Consider the following 17,142-nt stretch of genomic DNA (forward strand, 5'->3'; position numbering starts at 1 on the left):
CTGTGCCTGAGACGATGCTCTGGCCGCTCTGGAACCGGGCAGCCGAGCAGCGGCGCGGTGATCGACTGATCGTCGACCCGATGGCGGAGGAGTTGGTCGCGCGAGTCGACTACGATTTTGCTGAGCATTTCGGCAAGCCGTCCGTCTTTCGTCCGATCTGGGCCCGGGTATGCGACGATCTTATTCGCGCTTATCTCAAGCGGAACGCGGACAGGCCGGTTGTCGTGGCGCTCAGTGGAGGACTGGAAACTCAGCTCTGGCGCCTCGGCGACGAGCGACTTCGCTAGATCAGCGTCGATCTACCGGAGGCTATAGCCCTGCGACGACGTTTGCTGCCTAAGCATCCGAACGCGGTCATGTTGAAGGGTTCGGCGTTGGAAACGACCTGGATGGATGCCGTTCCAGAGAGCTCAATTCCGTTTATCAGCGCGACGGGACACGGGGCGATCATGTCGCTCGCCTGCTTCAGGCTCGCGTGTGTGATCTTGGCCAAAACGGCGCGAGCTCTAGCGTCCATTGAGAATTCAGGTCGAAGATATACGGCGATTGGTCATCCGAGGACGAAACCGTCCCGCTCGCTTCACTGTCGCCACATGATGATGCCTTGCGTGATATTTGCCGCCACCCATTTAGAAGCATCCTGATGTCCCTGTCCGATCGCATCTACCGGCCTTTCGAGCGGTTGATCCAGCCGCTCGACTTGCCCGTCCGGCCCCTGCCGTCGGCGGGGCCGGTGCGGCTGATCTGGCATTTCGCCTGGATGTTCCGGCGGCCACTGATTTTGGTCGCGCTGGCTGCGGCGGCGACAAGTGCATTCGGCTTGATCGTCGTTTGGGCAGTCGCCTTCGTCGTCGATGGGGTCGTCGCGGACGGTGCAGCCGCCTTCGTTCAAAGCCATTGGCTCGTGATCGCAGCGGTCGCGGTGTTGCTGGTTGTCGTCGACCCGCTTGTTCGGTTCACGCTCGATGTGCTCATGAGTCAGCCTGTTTCTGTCGGCCTTCCAGCCGCGTTGCGCTGGCAGGCACACAAGGCGGTCGAAGGTCAGGATGTAGGGTTTTTTGACGATCTGTTCGCCGGCCAGGTCGCATCGCGCATCGATCAAGTGACGTCGTCTGTGCGGCATTCGCTGCTCTATGCCGCCCAGTACGGCCCTTACTTCGCCGTCCAGTTCTTCGGCGCTGGAGTCTTGCTGGCCGCTTTGTCCTGGCCGCTGGCGATCCCGGTCGCAATCTGGATCGCCGCCAACACCCTTCTCGCCTGGTATGTGATGCCGATCTATGTGCGCCGGTCCGAAAAGGTCGCCGAAGTGCAAAGTCGGGCGACCGGCGCGATGACCGATGTCTATGGCAATATCCGCATGGTTAAGCTGTTTGCCGCCGAGGAGTCCGAAGCCGGTGCGATCCGCGACGTGATTGCTGAGTCGGTCGATACTGAACATCGCCAGCGGCGCGCCTTTGTCAGCACTGAAACGGCGATCCACTTGCTCAATGCGATGTTGACCTTGTCGATCTTCGCTGTGGGTATCTGGGGCCTGATTGCCGGGTTCGTGACGGTGGGGGCGTTCGCCGCCGCCGCCGCCGTAGTGCGCATCCTGTCCAACAGCGCGACGGCCTTTATTGGTCTCGGCCAGGGCATATCCGAAGCGCTCGGGACGGTCCGCGATGCGATGCCCGTGCTGACCACGCCGCCGACGATCACCGACCGGCCGGACGCCAAGCCGCTTGCGTTGACCGAGGGCGCAGTCACCTTCGACCAGGTGCGCTTTGGCTATAAGCAAGGCAGGACCGTGATCGACGATCTGTCGCTTGCGATTGAACCGGGCGAGAAGGTTGGCTTGGTTGGCCTGTCGGGCGCGGGGAAATCGACCTTAGTGAGCCTTCTGTTGCGGCTCTACGACGTGGACGACGGCGCGGTGCGCATCGATGGCCAGGATGTGCGACACGTCACCCAGGAAAGCCTGCGCGCGCAAATCGGCGTGATCACCCAGGATGTGGCGCTGCTCAACCGCTCGGTGCTCGACAATATCCGCTACGGCAGCCCGGATGCGCCTTTGGAAGACGTGATCACCGCGGCTGGAATGGCCGATGCGCATGCCTTCATTGCCGATCTGCGCGATAGCGAGGGGCGCACGGGGTATGATGCCCTTGTCGGAGAGCGTGGCATCAAGCTGTCGGGTGGCCAGCGGCAGCGCATTGCCATCGCCCGTGTCATTCTCAAAAACGCGCCGGTTTTGGTACTGGATGAGGCGACTTCATCGCTGGACTCCGAAGCCGAAGCCACCATCCAGGCTGAACTCGCCGAACTGATGGCGGGTAAGACTGTGCTGGCCATCGCGCATCGCTTGTCGACCATCGCCGCGCTCGATCGGATTGTCGTGATGCAGGATGGGCAGATCATGGAAAGCGGCACGCCGGACGACCTACTCAAGCGCGAGGGTCTTTACGCCCGCCTCTGGAAACGCCAGACCGGCGGTTATATCGCGGCGTAGTGTTTGTCTAACGTTATGTTCAAAAAACAACATTCAGTTTTTGAGCCATAGCGTCGAAGTCCATTTCCTCGGCATGCCGGGCGTCGTTGCGGCGACACGACAGATACGCGGCAGTCAACTCCGGTCCAAGCCAGTCGTCGACCCGCGCCGAGACACTATCGACGAGAAGCGTATCCAGGGATGACGGCAGGTGGTGCAGTCCCATCGAGGACCGGGTCTCGGGATCAAGCGTGGCTGGATCCTGATCGACACTTTGAGGTGATGCGAGCCCTGCCTTTACACCGTCAAGACCTGCGCGAATAAGCGCCGTCAGCATAAGATACACGTTGGCTGTTGCATCACTGGTTCGGTACTCCATCGAAGCCGCCGGGTAGGCGCCTGTGGCATCTTGTTGCCGAGGAACAACTCGGACCATTGTTTCGCGGTTGCGCAGGCCAGCGCAGATATAGGTTCCGACCCAGGACTGCGGTTTGTAGCGCGCAAATGAGTTCGGTGAGGTCGTCGAAAGCAGCGTGAGAGGTGCGGCCGCCTCCAACAGACCCGCCAGGAAGGCGCCCGCATCGCCACTCAGCCACTCTGAGTCGACGGTTACGTTTTCATCGCCGCGCCAGAGTGAGAAATGGACATGGACCCCGTTGCCCACCTGCTTTTGTGAAGGTTTAGGCAGAAAGCTTGCATGGAGCCCCAGGTCGCTGGCCGCGCCACGAATGGCCTCCAGCGTCAGGACCGTTCGGTCAGCTGCTGCAAGCGGGTCGGTCGGTTGGCCTGCGATTTCATACTGGCCGGGGCCGTACTCAGCGACGAACTGGTCAAGGGTGAAGCCAGCTTCCTCGAGGATAGTCAGAACTCGCTCGGCAAGGGGGGCGCCGACCCGACCTGCAGAGGGCGAGAAAGCGATATGATCGAGGGTGTCAAGCCCAGTGACGGTGAACTCGTGTTCGAGGGCAACCTTGAGAGCCAATCCCGTGGTCTCCTTGAGGTCGGCGATCGCTCGCTTCAAGGCCGTGCGTGGACAGCATGTCCAGGTTGAGCCATCGCTTTGCGCAAACTCACAGAGGACGATGTCGTAAGCTGGTGTTTTGTCCCGCGTGAAGGTTATTGAGGCCTCGGGGATTGGCACCAGCCGGATCTCGCCGATGGGGCCGAACGGATTATCGGGAGGCAGCGTGTTCAGCGCACCGATGGTGATGTTGGCTGGAACCCAGGGAAGCCCGCTCGCCAAAACAGCCTCCCGCCTAGCCGACGGCACCGATCGCCCGCGAACGATCCCGTTCAGCTCTTGATTGCCAATAAAGCAGAAATGCTCACTCATTATGTCACCACGTCATGTTGCTGGGCCGCATCAAGATCAGCGAGCGCAGCCGGTAAGACCCGAGCCAAGCGTTCCGCCCACTCCATGCAGCCGGCCTGATCACTCAGCAGATCCTGCCGGACCTCCAGTTCGACGGACAAGATACCGCGCGCTTCGCCGTGTACCGGGATTGCATAGTCGAGTTCGTCTGAGACTCCGTAGGGCTCATTCCGCCCGACGACCAGCCCAGGCTCGGCACCCAAGTGTCGTAGGAGGGGGAGAGCCAATCGACCATCCCGGTTCCACAAAACCCCGATATGCCAAGGTCGTGGGGCCGGGAAATCACCATGGTGCGGCGTGAAACTGTGTAGCGCGATGAGAGTCGTGCGCAGCTCTGCCCGCTCTCGCCGATCAAGTTCTTCAGCGAACCGCCGATGGTAAACGTCGAAGATCTCGCGAACGCGCGCCGCACGCGCATCCGGCTTCAAGTCTTGATTGCCCGGCACCGGGGTGCCGTCGCTTTTATCCGGTATTGCGTCGACCTGATGCGGTGGCCGATTGCAGTCTATGACCAAGCGAGAATACGGCTGCGACAGAAACGCTGCGCCAAGCCGATCTGCCAACATGCGTCCCAGAGGCTCAACCCCAATGTCGAGACTGATGTGGCGGTTCAGGTCCTCCGGCGGCAGTCCCAGCGCGTTCAGCGACCGGGGAACACGATTCCCGGCATGATCGCCGGTCAGCAGGAATGGGCTTTCTGCCCGCGCATTGTAGATGAAAAATGGGTCGGGTTCTCCCGTTTGAAGGACCTCTGCCACCGCGAAACCTTCCGTTTTTGCTCAAGTCATAGGCAATTGCCTGATGAATATTCATTTTTAAGCGATGCAAAATTAGCACATAAAGAAAATTCATTGACAAGATCAAAAAATCGCGGTTGCCTCATTAAAGTCCCTGCGAGGTCCGATGCAACTGACCACTCCGTCTCCATTCAAACCGCTTAGCGAAGCACTGCTGCTTGCAGCGCTGTTTGTGGTTGGTGTTGGGCTGCTGACCGCTGTTCTCGGCTTGCCTGGAATGCGGATCGCGACTTTCTTCGCGGTGAACGTCTGCGCAGTCTTGGCGTTTCAGGTGTTCAGCGGAAACTCAGGCGTTGTCTCTTTCGGACACACCGCTTTCATGGGCGTCGCCGCCTATGTCTCCGCGTGGATCACGATGCCGCCGACCATGCTGAACCTGAATTTGCCAAACCTGCCAGGCTGGCTTGGGGGGTATGAATTCTCTCTACCGGAAGCCCTTGTGGTCATCGCGCTCGTTGGCGCGGTTATGGCACTGATTTCAGGGCTGGGCATATCGCGGCTCAACGGGGCATCGGGAGCGATCGCAACGCTTGGTTTCGTCATTATTGTCTACTCGGTACTAGCAGCCGCAGTTGACTTTACCCGGGGAAATCAGGCGTTCTTCGGCGTTCCACGTTACACAGACATCTACGTCGCTGTTGGCGCTGGCTGCGTCTTCATCGTGGTCGCCCGGCTTTTTCGAGAAAGCCGATACGGCCTCATGCTCCGCGCCGTTCGCGACGATGAATCGGCCGCGTCCGCCTTGGGCGTCTGGCCCTACAAAGCGCGCCTCGTCGCGTGGGTTGTCTCAGGTGTTATGGCGAGTATTGCGGGCGCTCTGTATGGACACATGCTTGGCGCTTTCAGTCCACGCGACTTCTATCTGGCCACGACATTCGGCTTTGTTGCCATGCTGATTCTGGGCGGCATGGGCACAGTAACCGGCGCTGTTGGCGGTGTGGTTCTGGTGATGGGTATCCGCGAAGTTCTGCAGCGTTTCGAAGGCGGTGCCGTTATCGCCGGTTTTGAGCTTCCGGATCTGTTTGGCCTGCAAGTTGTTGGCGTTAGCTTGGCTATGTTGGCCGTTCTCAAGTACCGTCGAACTGGGTTGGTTGGCCGCAAAGAACTTGCAACCGGCTTACCTTGGCCACCGCGCATTCCGGTCGACCCCGAACCGGCGAAGGCTAAGGAGGTCGCCGCGCGCCCAGCCTTGCGCATTGAGAAAGTTGGGAAGACGTTTTCAGGTCTGGTCGCGCTCAACGGTGTCTCTTTCAGCGTGCCGGTTGGTGAAGTCACCGGCCTTATCGGTCCAAATGGTGCCGGCAAGTCGACGCTGGTGAACGCCATTGGCGGGGCATCTCCTGCAACGTCTGGCGGTGTTTGGCTCGATAAAGCGCAGATCGACGCCTTTCCACCCTACCGAATTTCACGGCTTGGTGTAGCGCGGACCTTCCAGAACATTCGCCTCTTCTCCGAGCTTACCGTCGAGGAAAACGTCGTGGTTGCTGGCTTGGCGCGCGGTTTGTCCATGCGCCGCGCGCGGGACGTCGCCGCTCGTGAGCTCGCTTTGATGGGAATTTCTCATGAGGCGACGAGGCGGTCTGGTGATCTTTCTTACGGTGCGCGCCGCCGCTTGGAGGTCGCCCGCGCGATGGCACAAGCACCCGCTTTCCTGATGTTGGACGAGCCAGCCGCTGGCATGAATCCGGCCGAAACGGCAGACCTAGGCGAACGCTTGCGTCAGATCGCAGCAACGCGTGGGATCGGCCTTCTTCTCATCGACCACGATCTGAGTTTCGTGATGAATCTCTGCCACCGTGTTGTCGTCCTGAACCGTGGGATCCTCATCGCTGACGGGACCCCGGAAGAGGTCCAAAAGGACCCAGCCGTCATCGAGTCTTATCTCGGTGTGCGGGCTTCACAGGCCGGGCTTCAGGGAGCCCAGTCTTCTGTAGTCGTTTAGCCAAGAACAGGGGGAAGTTATGAGGCACTATCTTGGAACCACGGCGCTAGCCGCCATCATGGCCGCCAGCGTCCCGCTCGCAGCGCAGGCCGACGAAGAATACGTCATTGGCGTTGCTGTTGCGAACTCGGGGGGATTGGCGCCGTTTAGTCAGCCATCCTTTGACGGTTTTAGCTACTGCGTCGACCAGATGAACGAGGCAGGCGGGATTGCTGGCGAATTCCCCATTCGCCTCGAGGTTCGAGATACACGATCCGACATCGCTGAAGCGGTGAAGTTCGCGCAGGAGTTCGTCGATCTTGGGGTCAACTTCATCGTTGCTCCTCCCGATGGTGATCCGACAATGGCTATGGGTCAGATCACGAGCCCTGCGCAAATTCCGACAATGACTTTTGCCGGCACTGCACCGATCCTCACGTCTGCCGGTGAGTATGTGTTCGGCAGCTACCCTGCTGACAATCAGCAGGCCGCTGTGCTCGGCGCCTACGCGGCCGAACTTGGCTATGAGACCACTTGGATCCTGACGTCTCCGGATGCCGCCTACACGCAGTTCGGCCCACGCTATTTCGCAGCCGCTTTTGAAGCGAACGGCGGAACCTTGCTGGGTGAGGGGTCGTTCAGCATGGGGCAGCCGGACTTCTCGGCAATTGTGACGACCATTCAGAACCTCGACCCGCAGCCCGATGTCATCATGACGTCGGCTTGGGAGCCGGATTTCCCTGCCTTCATTCGTGCGCTCCGCGGTGCCGGTGTGGACGTACCGGTGATGGGCGCAGATGTGCTGGACACGCCAACCGTCCGCGGCCTCGGTGATGTCGTGGAAGGGATCGTCCACACCTCGGGGGGATACGCGGCACCGGGCAGCGATCACGCGGAGTTCAATGCTGCCTTCGAAGCTGCGACCGGAACGGTTGCTGACACCAACTATGTGGTCAACGGTTGCGATATCTTGGGCATGATCGACGCCGCGGTTCAGGCAGCCGGGACAACCGATTCCGGGCCGGTCGGCGTTGCTTTGGCCAACCTGCCTGAAACGGGTGGCATTATGTCGAGCTTCACCTTCGAAGGCACGAACCGCATGCCAATGCGTGAGGTCGTTTTGGCACGCATCGAGGGAGGCGAAAAAGTCTTTATCCGTCGCCAGTTGGCCGATCCAGAGACCATGCCGGACCCCTGAGTATGCTGGACGTTGCGTCCCTCAAGGTGCGCTATGGCGCGATCGAGGCCGTCCGCGGCCTCGATCTAAGCGTCGGCAAAGGTGAAATCGTTGCGCTTTTGGGCGCGAACGGCGCTGGCAAATCGTCAACGCTTGCTGCGATTTCTGGCCTCGCACATTGGTCCGGCGAGATTGTATTCGATGGTCAAAGCCTACAGGGCCATTCCCCAGAAGCGATCACGCGTGCGGGCATTGGTCTCGTCCCGGAAGGTCGGCGTATTTTCGCCGGCTTGACGGTTTCTGAGAACCTTCTGTTAGGGGGCGCGGTCCATGCCCCACCCGTCGAGTTACGCCGACGCGCAGCGCGGATGCAGGAGCGGTTCCCCATTCTCGCGGAGCGCCGGCATCAGAAGGCCGGTCTCATGTCCGGCGGCGAACAGCAAATGCTGGCAATTGCCCGCGCGCTGATGGCTGAACCGAGACTTCTGTTGATGGATGAGCCTTCGCTTGGGCTTGCTCCGCAGGTGGTTGAGGCGGTGTTCGACTTGATCGCTTCGCTACGCGATGAAGGGATCACGATCCTGCTTGTAGAACAGAATGTTCCCATGTCTCTTGATATTGCCGATCATGCGCTTGTTCTGGCACAGGGACAAATCTCTGTGCGCGGAACGACCAAAGAGGTGGCGGAGTCGCAGGCGGTTCAAGGCGCCTATTTGGGTCACTAGGGGGCGGCGATACAGTGGAAGTTTTCGTTCAACAGACCATCAACGCCCTTAGCCTGGGTGGTATCTATGCCTTGCTTGCCCTCGGGCTAGCCGTCGTTTTTTCCATTGTTCGGCTGATCAATTTCGCCCATGGCGAAGTGATGACGGTGACCGGCTACGGCATCTGGTTCATTCTCTTAAGCGGATTTCCCGTTGGGCTTGCGATAGCTTTTGGCGTGATGGCTGCAGTAGCCACCTCCATGACGATGGAACGCGTCGCGTTTCGCCAAATGCGTGGAGCCGACGTCACCACTCTCCTGATTACCTCTTTTGCAGTCAGCCAGATCATTCAGGTCGTCTTCCAAGCCGGCATTTCGGCACGCCCGGTAGCCGTCATTCTGCCCGGCTGGCTGACCGACAGCATCATGATCGGTTCGGTCCGGGTGGGGATGGTCTCGGTTCTCTCGATCGTCGTCGTGATTGTCTCACTTATTTTCTTACGACTCGTTTTGACGCGGTCGGTGACGGGTATCGCGATGCGGGCGGCTGCAGAAGACTTTGCGGTTGTCCGCCTGATGGGAATCTCGGCCAACCGGATCATCGCAACCGCTTTCGCCATTTCCGGCATCCTCGCTGGAATTGCAGCGGTGCTGTGGGTTGCATCGCGCGGCTCCGTCGATCCCTTGATGGGCGCCATCCCAGTGCTCAAGGCATTCATCGCGACGGTCGTTGGTGGGCTCGGGTCGCTCGGCGGTGCGGTTGTCGGCGGTTTTGTGCTCGGTGTTGTGGAGGTGTACCTGCAGGCGTTCTTGCCGGAGGATATGTTGCCCTACCGCGATGCAATAGCGCTTTCGATCATCGTTGGGATACTGGTCCTTCGGCCCGACGGACTTCTCCCGGGTGTCAGCACAAACCGAAGCTGATTACGCCGTCGGGCGCCGATCAGATTTGAGGAAAGGCATCCCTTGATTGTACGCAAACTCATCGATTCCAAGTTCAATCAGCTCTCAGCCAGCGAGCGGCGTATCGCCAAGGTCATCACAGAGCGCTATCCAGTTTCGGCGCTTGGCGGCGTCGAAGATATCGCAAAGCGCGCTGAAGTCAGTCCACCAACCGTAACGCGCTTTGCCAAGCGGCTTGGGTTCGATCGCTTCAACGATTTCCAGCGCGCCATACGCAGCGAAGTGCAGGACAGCGAGTCCTCGCCTCTGGCACTCTTCGATCGCTATCATCGCAGCGGTTCGGGCAGTGGCCTCTTGGCCGATCTGGCAGCCTCGGTTTCCCGTCTGGAAGATGACCCGGCGGGCAGCGCCATTGCGCAAGCCGTCGATATCATCGCCGCAAGCCGAGGGCGCATCTACTGTGTAGGCGGTCGCTGGAGTTCCGTAGCTGCGCAGTATCTTGCGTTTCAACTTGCGACAATGCGCGGGGAGGTTCACGCGCTTACGCCACAGGCCTCCGGGCTCTGGGTGGATCGTCTGTGCGACGTAAAACGAAGCGACGTCATGGTTTTGTATGACTTCCGTCGCTACCAGGACGAAATGTTCGCCGTCGCAGACATCGTGCGCGGGCGCGGTGCAAAGATCGTGCTCGTGACCGATCTCGATCTGTCGCCCATCTGCGAACTGGCCGAGGTTACCCTGCCGGTCGCCGTCGCAACGACCTCACCTCTTGACACGCTCGCGCCGGCCATTGCTGCAACGGATGCGATCCTGGCTGCGCTCGTTGACATCTATAAAAGCCAGTCCTCTGCTCGGATGAAGCTCCTGGAGGAGGTGCGTCGAAAGACAGGAGCAGGGGCCAATCTTGACCCACTGCGCTGACCGCTCGGAACATTATTGCCCGTACAACGGCCGTTAAGGAGGAAACCCTGTGAGCCAACACGCGATACCTGCAATCGACGCGAGCGGCGGCGCCTACCGCGAGCGACCCGTCGAATTGGGCAAAACCGCTCTTCTTTCGGTCGATATGCAAAACGCCGAGTGGACGGCCGAGCGTCAGAAGGCTTCCGCAGATTCTTCCTCACCGGAGGCACATGAGCGCTATTTTTTGGAGCGTATCGGCAACCTGCTCATACCCAATCAACAGAGGCTACAAGCTGCCGCGCGGACCGCTGGCCTGGAGGTCATCTACACCACCATTGAAGCCTATACGCTGGATGGCCGTGACCGCAGCCTCGACCACAAGATATCCGATCTCCTTTTCCCCAAAGGCTCGTGGGAAGCTAAAGTGATCGACGCAGTTGGCCCGGAGCCCAACGATATCGTGATCCCCAAAACCGCTAGCGGCATCTTCAATTCCACCAACATCGAGTACGTGCTGCGCAACCTCGGAATTGAATATCTGATCGTTTTCGGCGTCTGCACCGATCAATGCGTTGAAGGGGCGATTCGGGATGCCGCTGACCGGGGTTTTTTGGTGACGCAGGTCGAGGACTGCTGTGCTGCCAACGATGCGCGCCGCCATGATGTGTCGATCGAGCAGATGAGGGGGCACTACTGTCGAACGCGGACGACTGATGAGGTCATAGCGGAGATCGAAGCGCTTGCCGCCGAGCGCGAGGCGAATTGATCAATGCCGACGGCGCCGACGCTGGCCGATGTCTTGGCCGCCCAGCGGGTCATTGCAGGCGTCGCCGACGGCACGCCACAGATCTATTCACCCTTCCTATCTCACGTCGCCGGCTACCCCTTTGTCCTTAAACTTGAATCCCTTCAACCCATCGGCGCTTTCAAGCTACGCGGCGCCGTCAATGCCTTGGCCCATCTACCGGCAGGCGTGAGAGGCGTGACCTGTTGTTCGACGGGCAATCACGGGCGCGGCGTTGCCTTTGCGGCCCGAAAGGCTGGCATCGATGCGATCGTCTGCATGTCGAGTCTGGTGCCTGAAACAAAACGCGAAGGCATCCGCGCCCTTGGCGGAACGGTGCGCATCGTCGGCAGAAGCCAGGACGATGCCCAGCGTGAAAGCGAGCGGCTCGCTCGAGAAGAGGGCCTGATTGAGATTTCCCCTTTCGACAATCCTCATGTCATTGCCGGCCAAGGCACCATCGGGCTGGAGATGCTGCAGGCTGCACCCGACTTGGCATGTCTTCTCGTTCCCCTATCAGGTGGCGGACTGGCCGCTGGCGTCGGGCTGGTTGCCAAGGCCATCAATCCCGACATCCAGATCATCGGACTCTCGATGGACCGGGGCGCGGCGATGCATGCGTCGCTGGAGGCAGGTCACCCAGTAGAGGTCACCGAGTATGCATCTCTCGCTGATAGTCTGGGCGGTGGTATCGGGCTGAACAATCAGCTCTCGTTCCCCCTGTGCCGCGATCTTCTCGACGACGTCATCCTTGTGAGCGAACGGGAGATACAGCTCGCCATGCAGACGCTGTACTATGAAGAGCGCCTCGTTGCGGAAGGCGCTTGCGTCGTCGGCATAGCGGCTCTTCTGGCTGGGAAACTGCCCAAGCTCTCCGGCGCGGTTGGAACCATCATCACCGGTCGAAACGTCGATATGATCCAGTTCACGCAGGTCGTCAGTGGCGAAGACGTAACGCTTGGCGAGGTCACGCTTGCAGGACACCGCTATGCCGCGTGACATTCAAATCATCACCGAGCAGCAACTGCGCGCGGTCATTGCCCTGGACCACCGTCTCATTGATGTGGTTGAACGCGCGTACCGCGCCTTGGCCGAAGGCGGTGTGGTGATGCCGCCTGTCCTCTCCATGGACTTGCCGGCAGTGCAGGGCGAGGTCGACGTCAAGACCGCCTACATTCCCGGCTTCGATGGGTTCGCCATCAAGGTCAGTCCGGGTTTCTTCAACAACCCTTCCCTGGGATTGCCAAGCCTCAACGGTCTGATGGTTTTACTGTCGGGGCAAACCGGTCTGGTCGAAGCGGTTTATCTCGACAATGGTTATCTCACCGATCTGCGCACCGCCGCCGGCGGTGCCGTTTCAGCACGTCATCTGGCGCCCCCAACGGTGGAAACGGCCGGCGTCATCGGAACGGGCGTTCAAGCGCGGTTGCAAATGCAAGCCGCCTATCTGGAGCGGCCTTTCAAGCAAGGCTTGGTGTGGGGCCGCGATGCCGATAAGGCGAAAGCCTGCGCCAGGGACCTTACCGAGGCCTTGAGCATCCCATGCGCCACGGCCACATCGGTCGCTGATCTTGTTGCTGCAGCCCAGCTTGTGATTACGACGACCCCGTCTCGCGCGCCGCTGATCACCGCTGAAATGCTGCATCCAGGTTTGCACATCACGGCGATGGGGTCGGACCAGTCGGGGAAGAACGAGATCGCGCCGCCCGTCTTGGCAGCGGTCGACGCGTATGTTTGCGATGCGCCAGCGCAGTGCGCTGCGCTTGGCGAGTGGCGTGCCGCACTCGCTTCGGGCGACTGGACAACGGGTGAGCCTTTGCAGCTGGGTGCGGTGGCAAGCGGTTCTGTTGTGGGCCGCGCGTCTCCCGAAGCCGTCACGCTGTGCGATCTGACAGGCACCGGTGCGCAGGACACGGCGATTGCATGCCATGTCCGAAGGCTTTTCCCCAGCGAAGGCCACGTGATCAGCATTTAGACCGGAACGCTGTAGGACGCCTTCACACGGTCCATGACCACCATGGTCTTGAAGCCCTTGATATGTGGACTGCCATAGAAGACGCGCCGGCTGAAGGTTTCAAAATCTTCCATATCGCGCGCCGTGACAATCATCAGAAAATCTGCTTCGCCGGTCAGATAGTAGCCCGACATGATTTCCGGGGTGTCGCGCACAAGACGTTTAAACGCGTCGACAATGTCGGCCCGTTCACGTTCCAGAGACAGTGTGACGATCAAGGTTAGGGGACGCCCCACCGCCCTTGGCGAGACGATCGCGACATCCCCTTCGATAACGCCGGCCGCCCGCAAGCGTTTCAAGCGCCGCTGACAGGCGGTCGGGGACAGGCCGGTCGCATCTGCAAGCGCATCGCCGGTCAGGCGATTGTCCTGCTGCAGGGCACGCAGTAGCCGGCGATCGAAGTCATCGATTTGGATCATTATTTCTGCGTTGCACTCCAGTATTTCGCAGAATTTCTGCGCCGATGGTCCATCTTCGACGCTTTCGAGCGCTTCTAGACGGTAGTGTACAGCGTAGGGATTGGCAAACCGAGTGACCCATGCACACTGCGCGCGCTTCAGAATCTATGGATGTAACCGATCCCGAGTCCGGAGCGCTTGTAGGAACCGTTGCGCGCCATAGGCAGGTCGATGCGTGTGCCGCGCTGGATCGCGCCAGCGGTGCCCGCGCCGATATGGCCGACTTGCCGACCCATGCGCGCATGGCCGCGCTGCGTGCAAGCGCCCACACCTTGAAGGGGCAGGTCGACACCGTTGCCGCACTTATCGCCAGCGAAGGCATCAAAACGATCACCGAAGCGCGCAGCGAGGTCGAGCGGGCCGCCGAGACTTTGCGCCTGTCAGCTGAGGCCGCGCGCGATCTGACCGGAAAGACAATCCGGTTCGATCAATACCCGACCGGTGTGGGGCGCAGCGGATGGGCCGAGCCGATGCCCGTCGGCGTGGTGCTTGGGATCACGCCTTTCAACGACCCGCTCAATCTGGTGGCGCACAAGATTGGCCCGGCAGTCGCTGCCGGATGCCCCATCATCCTCAAACCCCATGAAGCGACGCCGCTCAGCGCACTTTGGTTGGTCGACGTACTGGCTGAGCATCTCCCAAAGGGCGCCATAGAGGTGCTCACCGGCCAGGGCGCCGAACTTGTTCCGCCTCTGCTTGCCGATGACCGTGTGCGTCTCGTCTCCTTCACGGGCGGGCTCGCAACCGGCAGGAAAATTGCGGCGTCGGCGGGCGTGACGCGCCTTGTTACGGAACTGGGTTCCAATTGCGCCACGATTGTAATGAATGACGCCGATCTCGATTTGGCCGTCGAAGCTTGCGTATCGGGTGCGATCGCAGCGGCCGGGCAAAACTGCCTCCACGTGCAGCGGATCATTGCTCAGCGAGGTATCTACCAAAAGCTTCGGGAGCGTTTGGCCGACGGTTTCAGTGCTGTCGTCACTGGGCCTAAGAAAGATCCGCGAACGCAAATGGGCTGCTTGATCGATGAGGCGTCAGCCATCCGGGTCGAGGCGATGGGCCGTAATGCCGTTGCTGCTGGCGCAAGGACGCTGGCCGGCGGTTTGCGAGATGGTGTTCACTATAAGCCGACGCTGTTGGAATGTCTCAGAGCCGACGACCCCATACTGCGTGATGAGGTCTTCGGTCCCATTACGGCGCTGATGTCCGCAGACGACATCGACGATGCCATCTCGCAAGCCAATGCGACGCCGTTCGGTCTGCAAGCGGCAATCTTCACCCAACGACTGGACGACGCATACAGGGCTGTTCGCTCGTTGGATGTCGGGACCGTAATCGTGAACGACAGCACTGACTATCGCCTCGATGCGATGCCGTTCGGCGGCACCGGTCAGTCTGGTGTCGGTCGCGAAGGCGTCACGGCCGCAGTTGCGGCTATGAGCGAGCCCAAAGTGGCCTGTTTTCGCTGGCTTGCATCACTCCAAGGAGCTGCCTCATGACCCTTGAGACCTTGCCGAACGATGTGCTTGACCGGTGGGACCGGGAGGCCTTCATGCACCCCTCCACCCACCTTGCGCAGCATGCGCGGGGAGAGAGCGCCAGTCGCATCGTGTCTGGTGGTGAAGGCGTTTATATTCAAGACCGCGATGGCAACCGGTTGCTGGATGCTTTTGCCGGCCTCTATTGCGTGAACGTTGGGTATGGCCGCCAGGAGATTGTCGAGGCTATCGCCGATCAGGCGCGCGAACTTGCCTACTATCATGCCTATGCGGGACATGGGACAGAGGCGTCCATTACCCTCGCAAAAATGGTGCTCGACCGGGCGCCGGACCACATGTCGAAAGTCTACTTCGGGCTGAGTGGATCGGACGCAAACGAGACCAACATCAAGCTCGTTTGGTACTACAACAACATTCTGGGGCGGCCGCGGAAGAAGAAGATCATTTCTCGCTGGCGCGGATACCATGGCTCAGGGCTGATGACCGGATCGCTGACGGGTCTTCAGCTTTTTCACGCCAAGTTCGATCTGCCGCTCAAAAACGTCATCCACACGCAGATGCCCTACTACTACCGTCGGGCTGATACGGCGATGGACGAGGCAGCCTTTGTGGCCGATTGCGCAGCCAAGCTTGAGGCGCTGATCGAGCAAGAAGGTGCTGATACCATCGCGGCGTTTATCGGCGAGCCGGCGCTTGGAACCGGCGGCCTGGTGCCGCCGCCGGCAGGCTATTGGGATGCAATCCAACCCATTCTCGAGAAGCATGACATCCTTCTCATCGCAGATGAGGTCGTTACCGGCTTTGGCCGTCTGGGCTCCATGTTCGGCTCAACCCACTATGCCATGCGGCCGGATCTTATCACCATCGCCAAGGGGCTGACATCGGCCTACGCGCCGCTGTCGGGTTCGATTATCTCGGAGCGAGTCTGGCAGGTCTTGGAACAAGGCACCGATGAAAATGGGCCGATCGGGCATGGCTGGACCTATTCGGCACACCCCATAGGGGCGGCGGCTGGCATCGCCAATTTGAAGCTGGTCGACGAGATGAGTTTGCCGGCCAATGCCGCTACGACTGGAAGCTATCTGAAAGAGACACTTCAGGACGCCATTGGCGATCATCCCCATGTCGGGGAAGTCCGCGGAGAGGGCCTGTTGTGTGCCGTTGAGCTCGTCGAGGATCGCGCGAACCGCTCCTTCTTCGATCCTGCGAAAAAAGTCGGTATGGCCGTCGTCGCAAAAATGCTGGAGCAAGGCGTGATCGCGCGCGCCATGCCCGAGGGGGATATCATTGGATTGGCTCCACCGCTGTGCCTGTCAAAGGGTGAGGCCGATCAGATCGTAGAAGTGTTACGACGATCAGTCCTGGACGTTGTGGACACTGCTTAGCCTACACCGGGCCGATCAGCTTGAGCAGGGAGCGGTTTGTCAGCCCGTCCAGGTCGGCTAAAATGCCGTCCTAGGTGTCGCGCGCCACGCTGTTGAAGCCGGGTTCATAGGGCGCGTAGACATCGGTCGTCGAGTGCCGAAGGTGACCCAGTAGCGAGATTACTTCTTCCTTGGGAACGGAGCGCCGGCGTAGCTCTCTGGCCAACTCGTGCCGAAAGCTGTAAGCCGGAAAACCAGGCGGCAGGGCCCTGCTGAGTGCCTCGCAACTGTCGCCCTCGGCTCTTTGGTTACTTGCTAAGATCGCCCTTCGGAATGCGTACCATCTGGAACCAGTATTCCTCGAAGCGCTGCGCCATGTTCATCATACCTTCGACGCTGACCGGTTTCGTGATGTAGGAGCTTGCGCCGAGCGCATAGCTCTCACTTACGTCATGCTCCTCATCCGATGTGGTCAAAACAACGACAGGAATGGAGCGATAGAGTTCGTTCTGTTTGAGCGTTTTGAGCACCTCGAGACCACTCAAACCGGGCATGTTGATATCGAGCAGGATCACATGAGGTCGAGGGTAGGGGGCTGAGCCTGGACCATCGCTCATTCGGTCCAGGTAGTCGAACAAACCGTCGGCGTCTGAGACGTGGCGAAAGTCGTTGACGATCTTACCCTCGCGAAAAGCACGCTTTGCGGAGTAAACGTCAGCATCGTCGTCGTCGACCATCAACACTATGACAGGTTCTGCACCGGACTGCATCGTCGTCCCC

At 60.0% G+C, this 17,142-nt stretch carries 16 protein-coding genes; 12 read left to right on the plus strand and 4 right to left on the minus strand.

The window, feature by feature from the left end; all coding sequences use genetic code 11:
- Positions 1–2 precede the first annotated feature (2 nt).
- Both ACO054_RS01395 and ACO054_RS01400 read left to right on the plus strand, forming a co-directional pair.
- Positions 3–287, plus strand: a complete 285-nt coding sequence (locus ACO054_RS01395; RefSeq protein ID WP_421708653.1) for a hypothetical protein — start codon at positions 3–5, stop codon at positions 285–287.
- Between the two features lie 356 nt (positions 288–643).
- Positions 644–2,488: an ABC transporter ATP-binding protein gene (locus tag ACO054_RS01400; protein ID WP_421708654.1), complete on the plus strand. Its 1,845-nt coding sequence runs from the start codon at positions 644–646 to the stop codon at positions 2,486–2,488.
- 19 nt (positions 2,489–2,507) lie between these two features.
- On the opposite strand, the gene ACO054_RS01405 is transcribed toward ACO054_RS01400, so the two are convergent.
- The gene (locus ACO054_RS01405) at positions 2,508–3,800 is read right to left on the minus strand and encodes a hypothetical protein (protein WP_421708655.1); all 1,293 of its coding nucleotides are present in this window, start codon (positions 3,798–3,800) and stop codon (positions 2,508–2,510) included.
- On the minus strand, positions 3,800–4,597 hold the full coding sequence (locus ACO054_RS01410; protein ID WP_421708656.1) for an N-formylglutamate amidohydrolase: 798 nt from the start codon (positions 4,595–4,597) through the stop codon (positions 3,800–3,802). The genes ACO054_RS01405 and ACO054_RS01410 overlap by 1 nt, the downstream gene beginning before the upstream one ends.
- A 145-nt stretch (positions 4,598–4,742) precedes the next feature.
- On the opposite strand from ACO054_RS01410, the gene ACO054_RS01415 reads away from it, so the two are divergent.
- The 8 genes from ACO054_RS01415 to ACO054_RS01450 are packed head-to-tail and all read left to right on the plus strand — an operon-like array spanning position 4,743 to position 13,002.
- Positions 4,743–6,578: an ATP-binding cassette domain-containing protein gene (locus tag ACO054_RS01415; protein ID WP_421708657.1), complete on the plus strand. Its 1,836-nt coding sequence runs from the start codon at positions 4,743–4,745 to the stop codon at positions 6,576–6,578.
- 19 nt (positions 6,579–6,597) lie between these two features.
- Complete coding sequence (locus ACO054_RS01420) at positions 6,598–7,755, plus strand: ABC transporter substrate-binding protein (RefSeq protein WP_421708658.1); 1,158 nt, start codon at positions 6,598–6,600, stop codon at positions 7,753–7,755.
- Positions 7,756–7,757: 2 nt separating this feature from the next.
- A complete protein-coding gene (locus ACO054_RS01425) occupies positions 7,758–8,459 on the plus strand; it encodes an ABC transporter ATP-binding protein (RefSeq protein WP_421708659.1) in 702 nt (233 codons plus the stop codon).
- A 14-nt stretch (positions 8,460–8,473) separates the two neighbouring features.
- Positions 8,474–9,361 carry a branched-chain amino acid ABC transporter permease gene (locus tag ACO054_RS01430; protein WP_421708660.1) on the plus strand — a complete coding sequence of 296 codons (888 nt, stop codon included), beginning with the start codon at positions 8,474–8,476 and terminating at the stop codon, positions 9,359–9,361.
- A gap of 42 nt (positions 9,362–9,403) precedes the next feature.
- Positions 9,404–10,261 carry a MurR/RpiR family transcriptional regulator gene (locus tag ACO054_RS01435; RefSeq protein WP_421708661.1) on the plus strand — a complete coding sequence of 286 codons (858 nt, stop codon included), beginning with the start codon at positions 9,404–9,406 and terminating at the stop codon, positions 10,259–10,261.
- A 49-nt stretch (positions 10,262–10,310) separates the two neighbouring features.
- The gene (locus tag ACO054_RS01440) at positions 10,311–11,009 is read left to right on the plus strand and encodes a cysteine hydrolase family protein (RefSeq protein WP_421708662.1); all 699 of its coding nucleotides are present in this window, start codon (positions 10,311–10,313) and stop codon (positions 11,007–11,009) included.
- A gap of 3 nt (positions 11,010–11,012) precedes the next feature.
- A complete protein-coding gene (eutB, locus tag ACO054_RS01445) occupies positions 11,013–12,026 on the plus strand; it encodes a hydroxyectoine utilization dehydratase EutB (protein ID WP_421708663.1) in 1,014 nt (337 codons plus the stop codon).
- Positions 12,001–13,002: a cyclodeaminase gene (locus tag ACO054_RS01450; protein ID WP_421708664.1), complete on the plus strand. Its 1,002-nt coding sequence runs from the start codon at positions 12,001–12,003 to the stop codon at positions 13,000–13,002. The genes eutB and ACO054_RS01450 overlap by 26 nt, the downstream gene beginning before the upstream one ends.
- Here the strand turns inward: ACO054_RS01450 and ACO054_RS01455 are convergent.
- Positions 12,999–13,460 (minus strand): Lrp/AsnC family transcriptional regulator, encoded by a 462-nt coding sequence (locus tag ACO054_RS01455; RefSeq protein ID WP_421708665.1) that lies wholly within the window; start codon positions 13,458–13,460, stop codon positions 12,999–13,001. The genes ACO054_RS01450 and ACO054_RS01455 overlap by 4 nt on opposite strands.
- 119 nt (positions 13,461–13,579) lie before the next feature.
- On the opposite strand from ACO054_RS01455, the gene ACO054_RS01460 reads away from it, so the two are divergent.
- The gene (locus ACO054_RS01460; RefSeq protein WP_421708666.1) at positions 13,580–14,998 is read left to right on the plus strand and encodes an aldehyde dehydrogenase family protein; all 1,419 of its coding nucleotides are present in this window, start codon (positions 13,580–13,582) and stop codon (positions 14,996–14,998) included.
- Positions 14,995–16,383, plus strand: a complete 1,389-nt coding sequence (locus ACO054_RS01465; protein WP_421708667.1) for an aspartate aminotransferase family protein — start codon at positions 14,995–14,997, stop codon at positions 16,381–16,383. Before ACO054_RS01460 ends, ACO054_RS01465 begins: the two co-directional genes overlap by 4 nt.
- Positions 16,384–16,670: 287 nt before the next feature.
- Here the strand turns inward: ACO054_RS01465 and ACO054_RS01470 are convergent, their stop codons facing one another.
- Positions 16,671–17,132: a response regulator gene (locus ACO054_RS01470; protein ID WP_421708668.1), complete on the minus strand. Its 462-nt coding sequence runs from the start codon at positions 17,130–17,132 to the stop codon at positions 16,671–16,673.
- Between the last annotated feature and the right edge of the window lie 10 nt (positions 17,133–17,142).

It is taken from the genome of Algihabitans sp. (genome assembly GCF_965226985.1).
Lineage (GTDB): Bacteria > Pseudomonadota > Alphaproteobacteria > Kiloniellales > DSM-21159 > Algihabitans.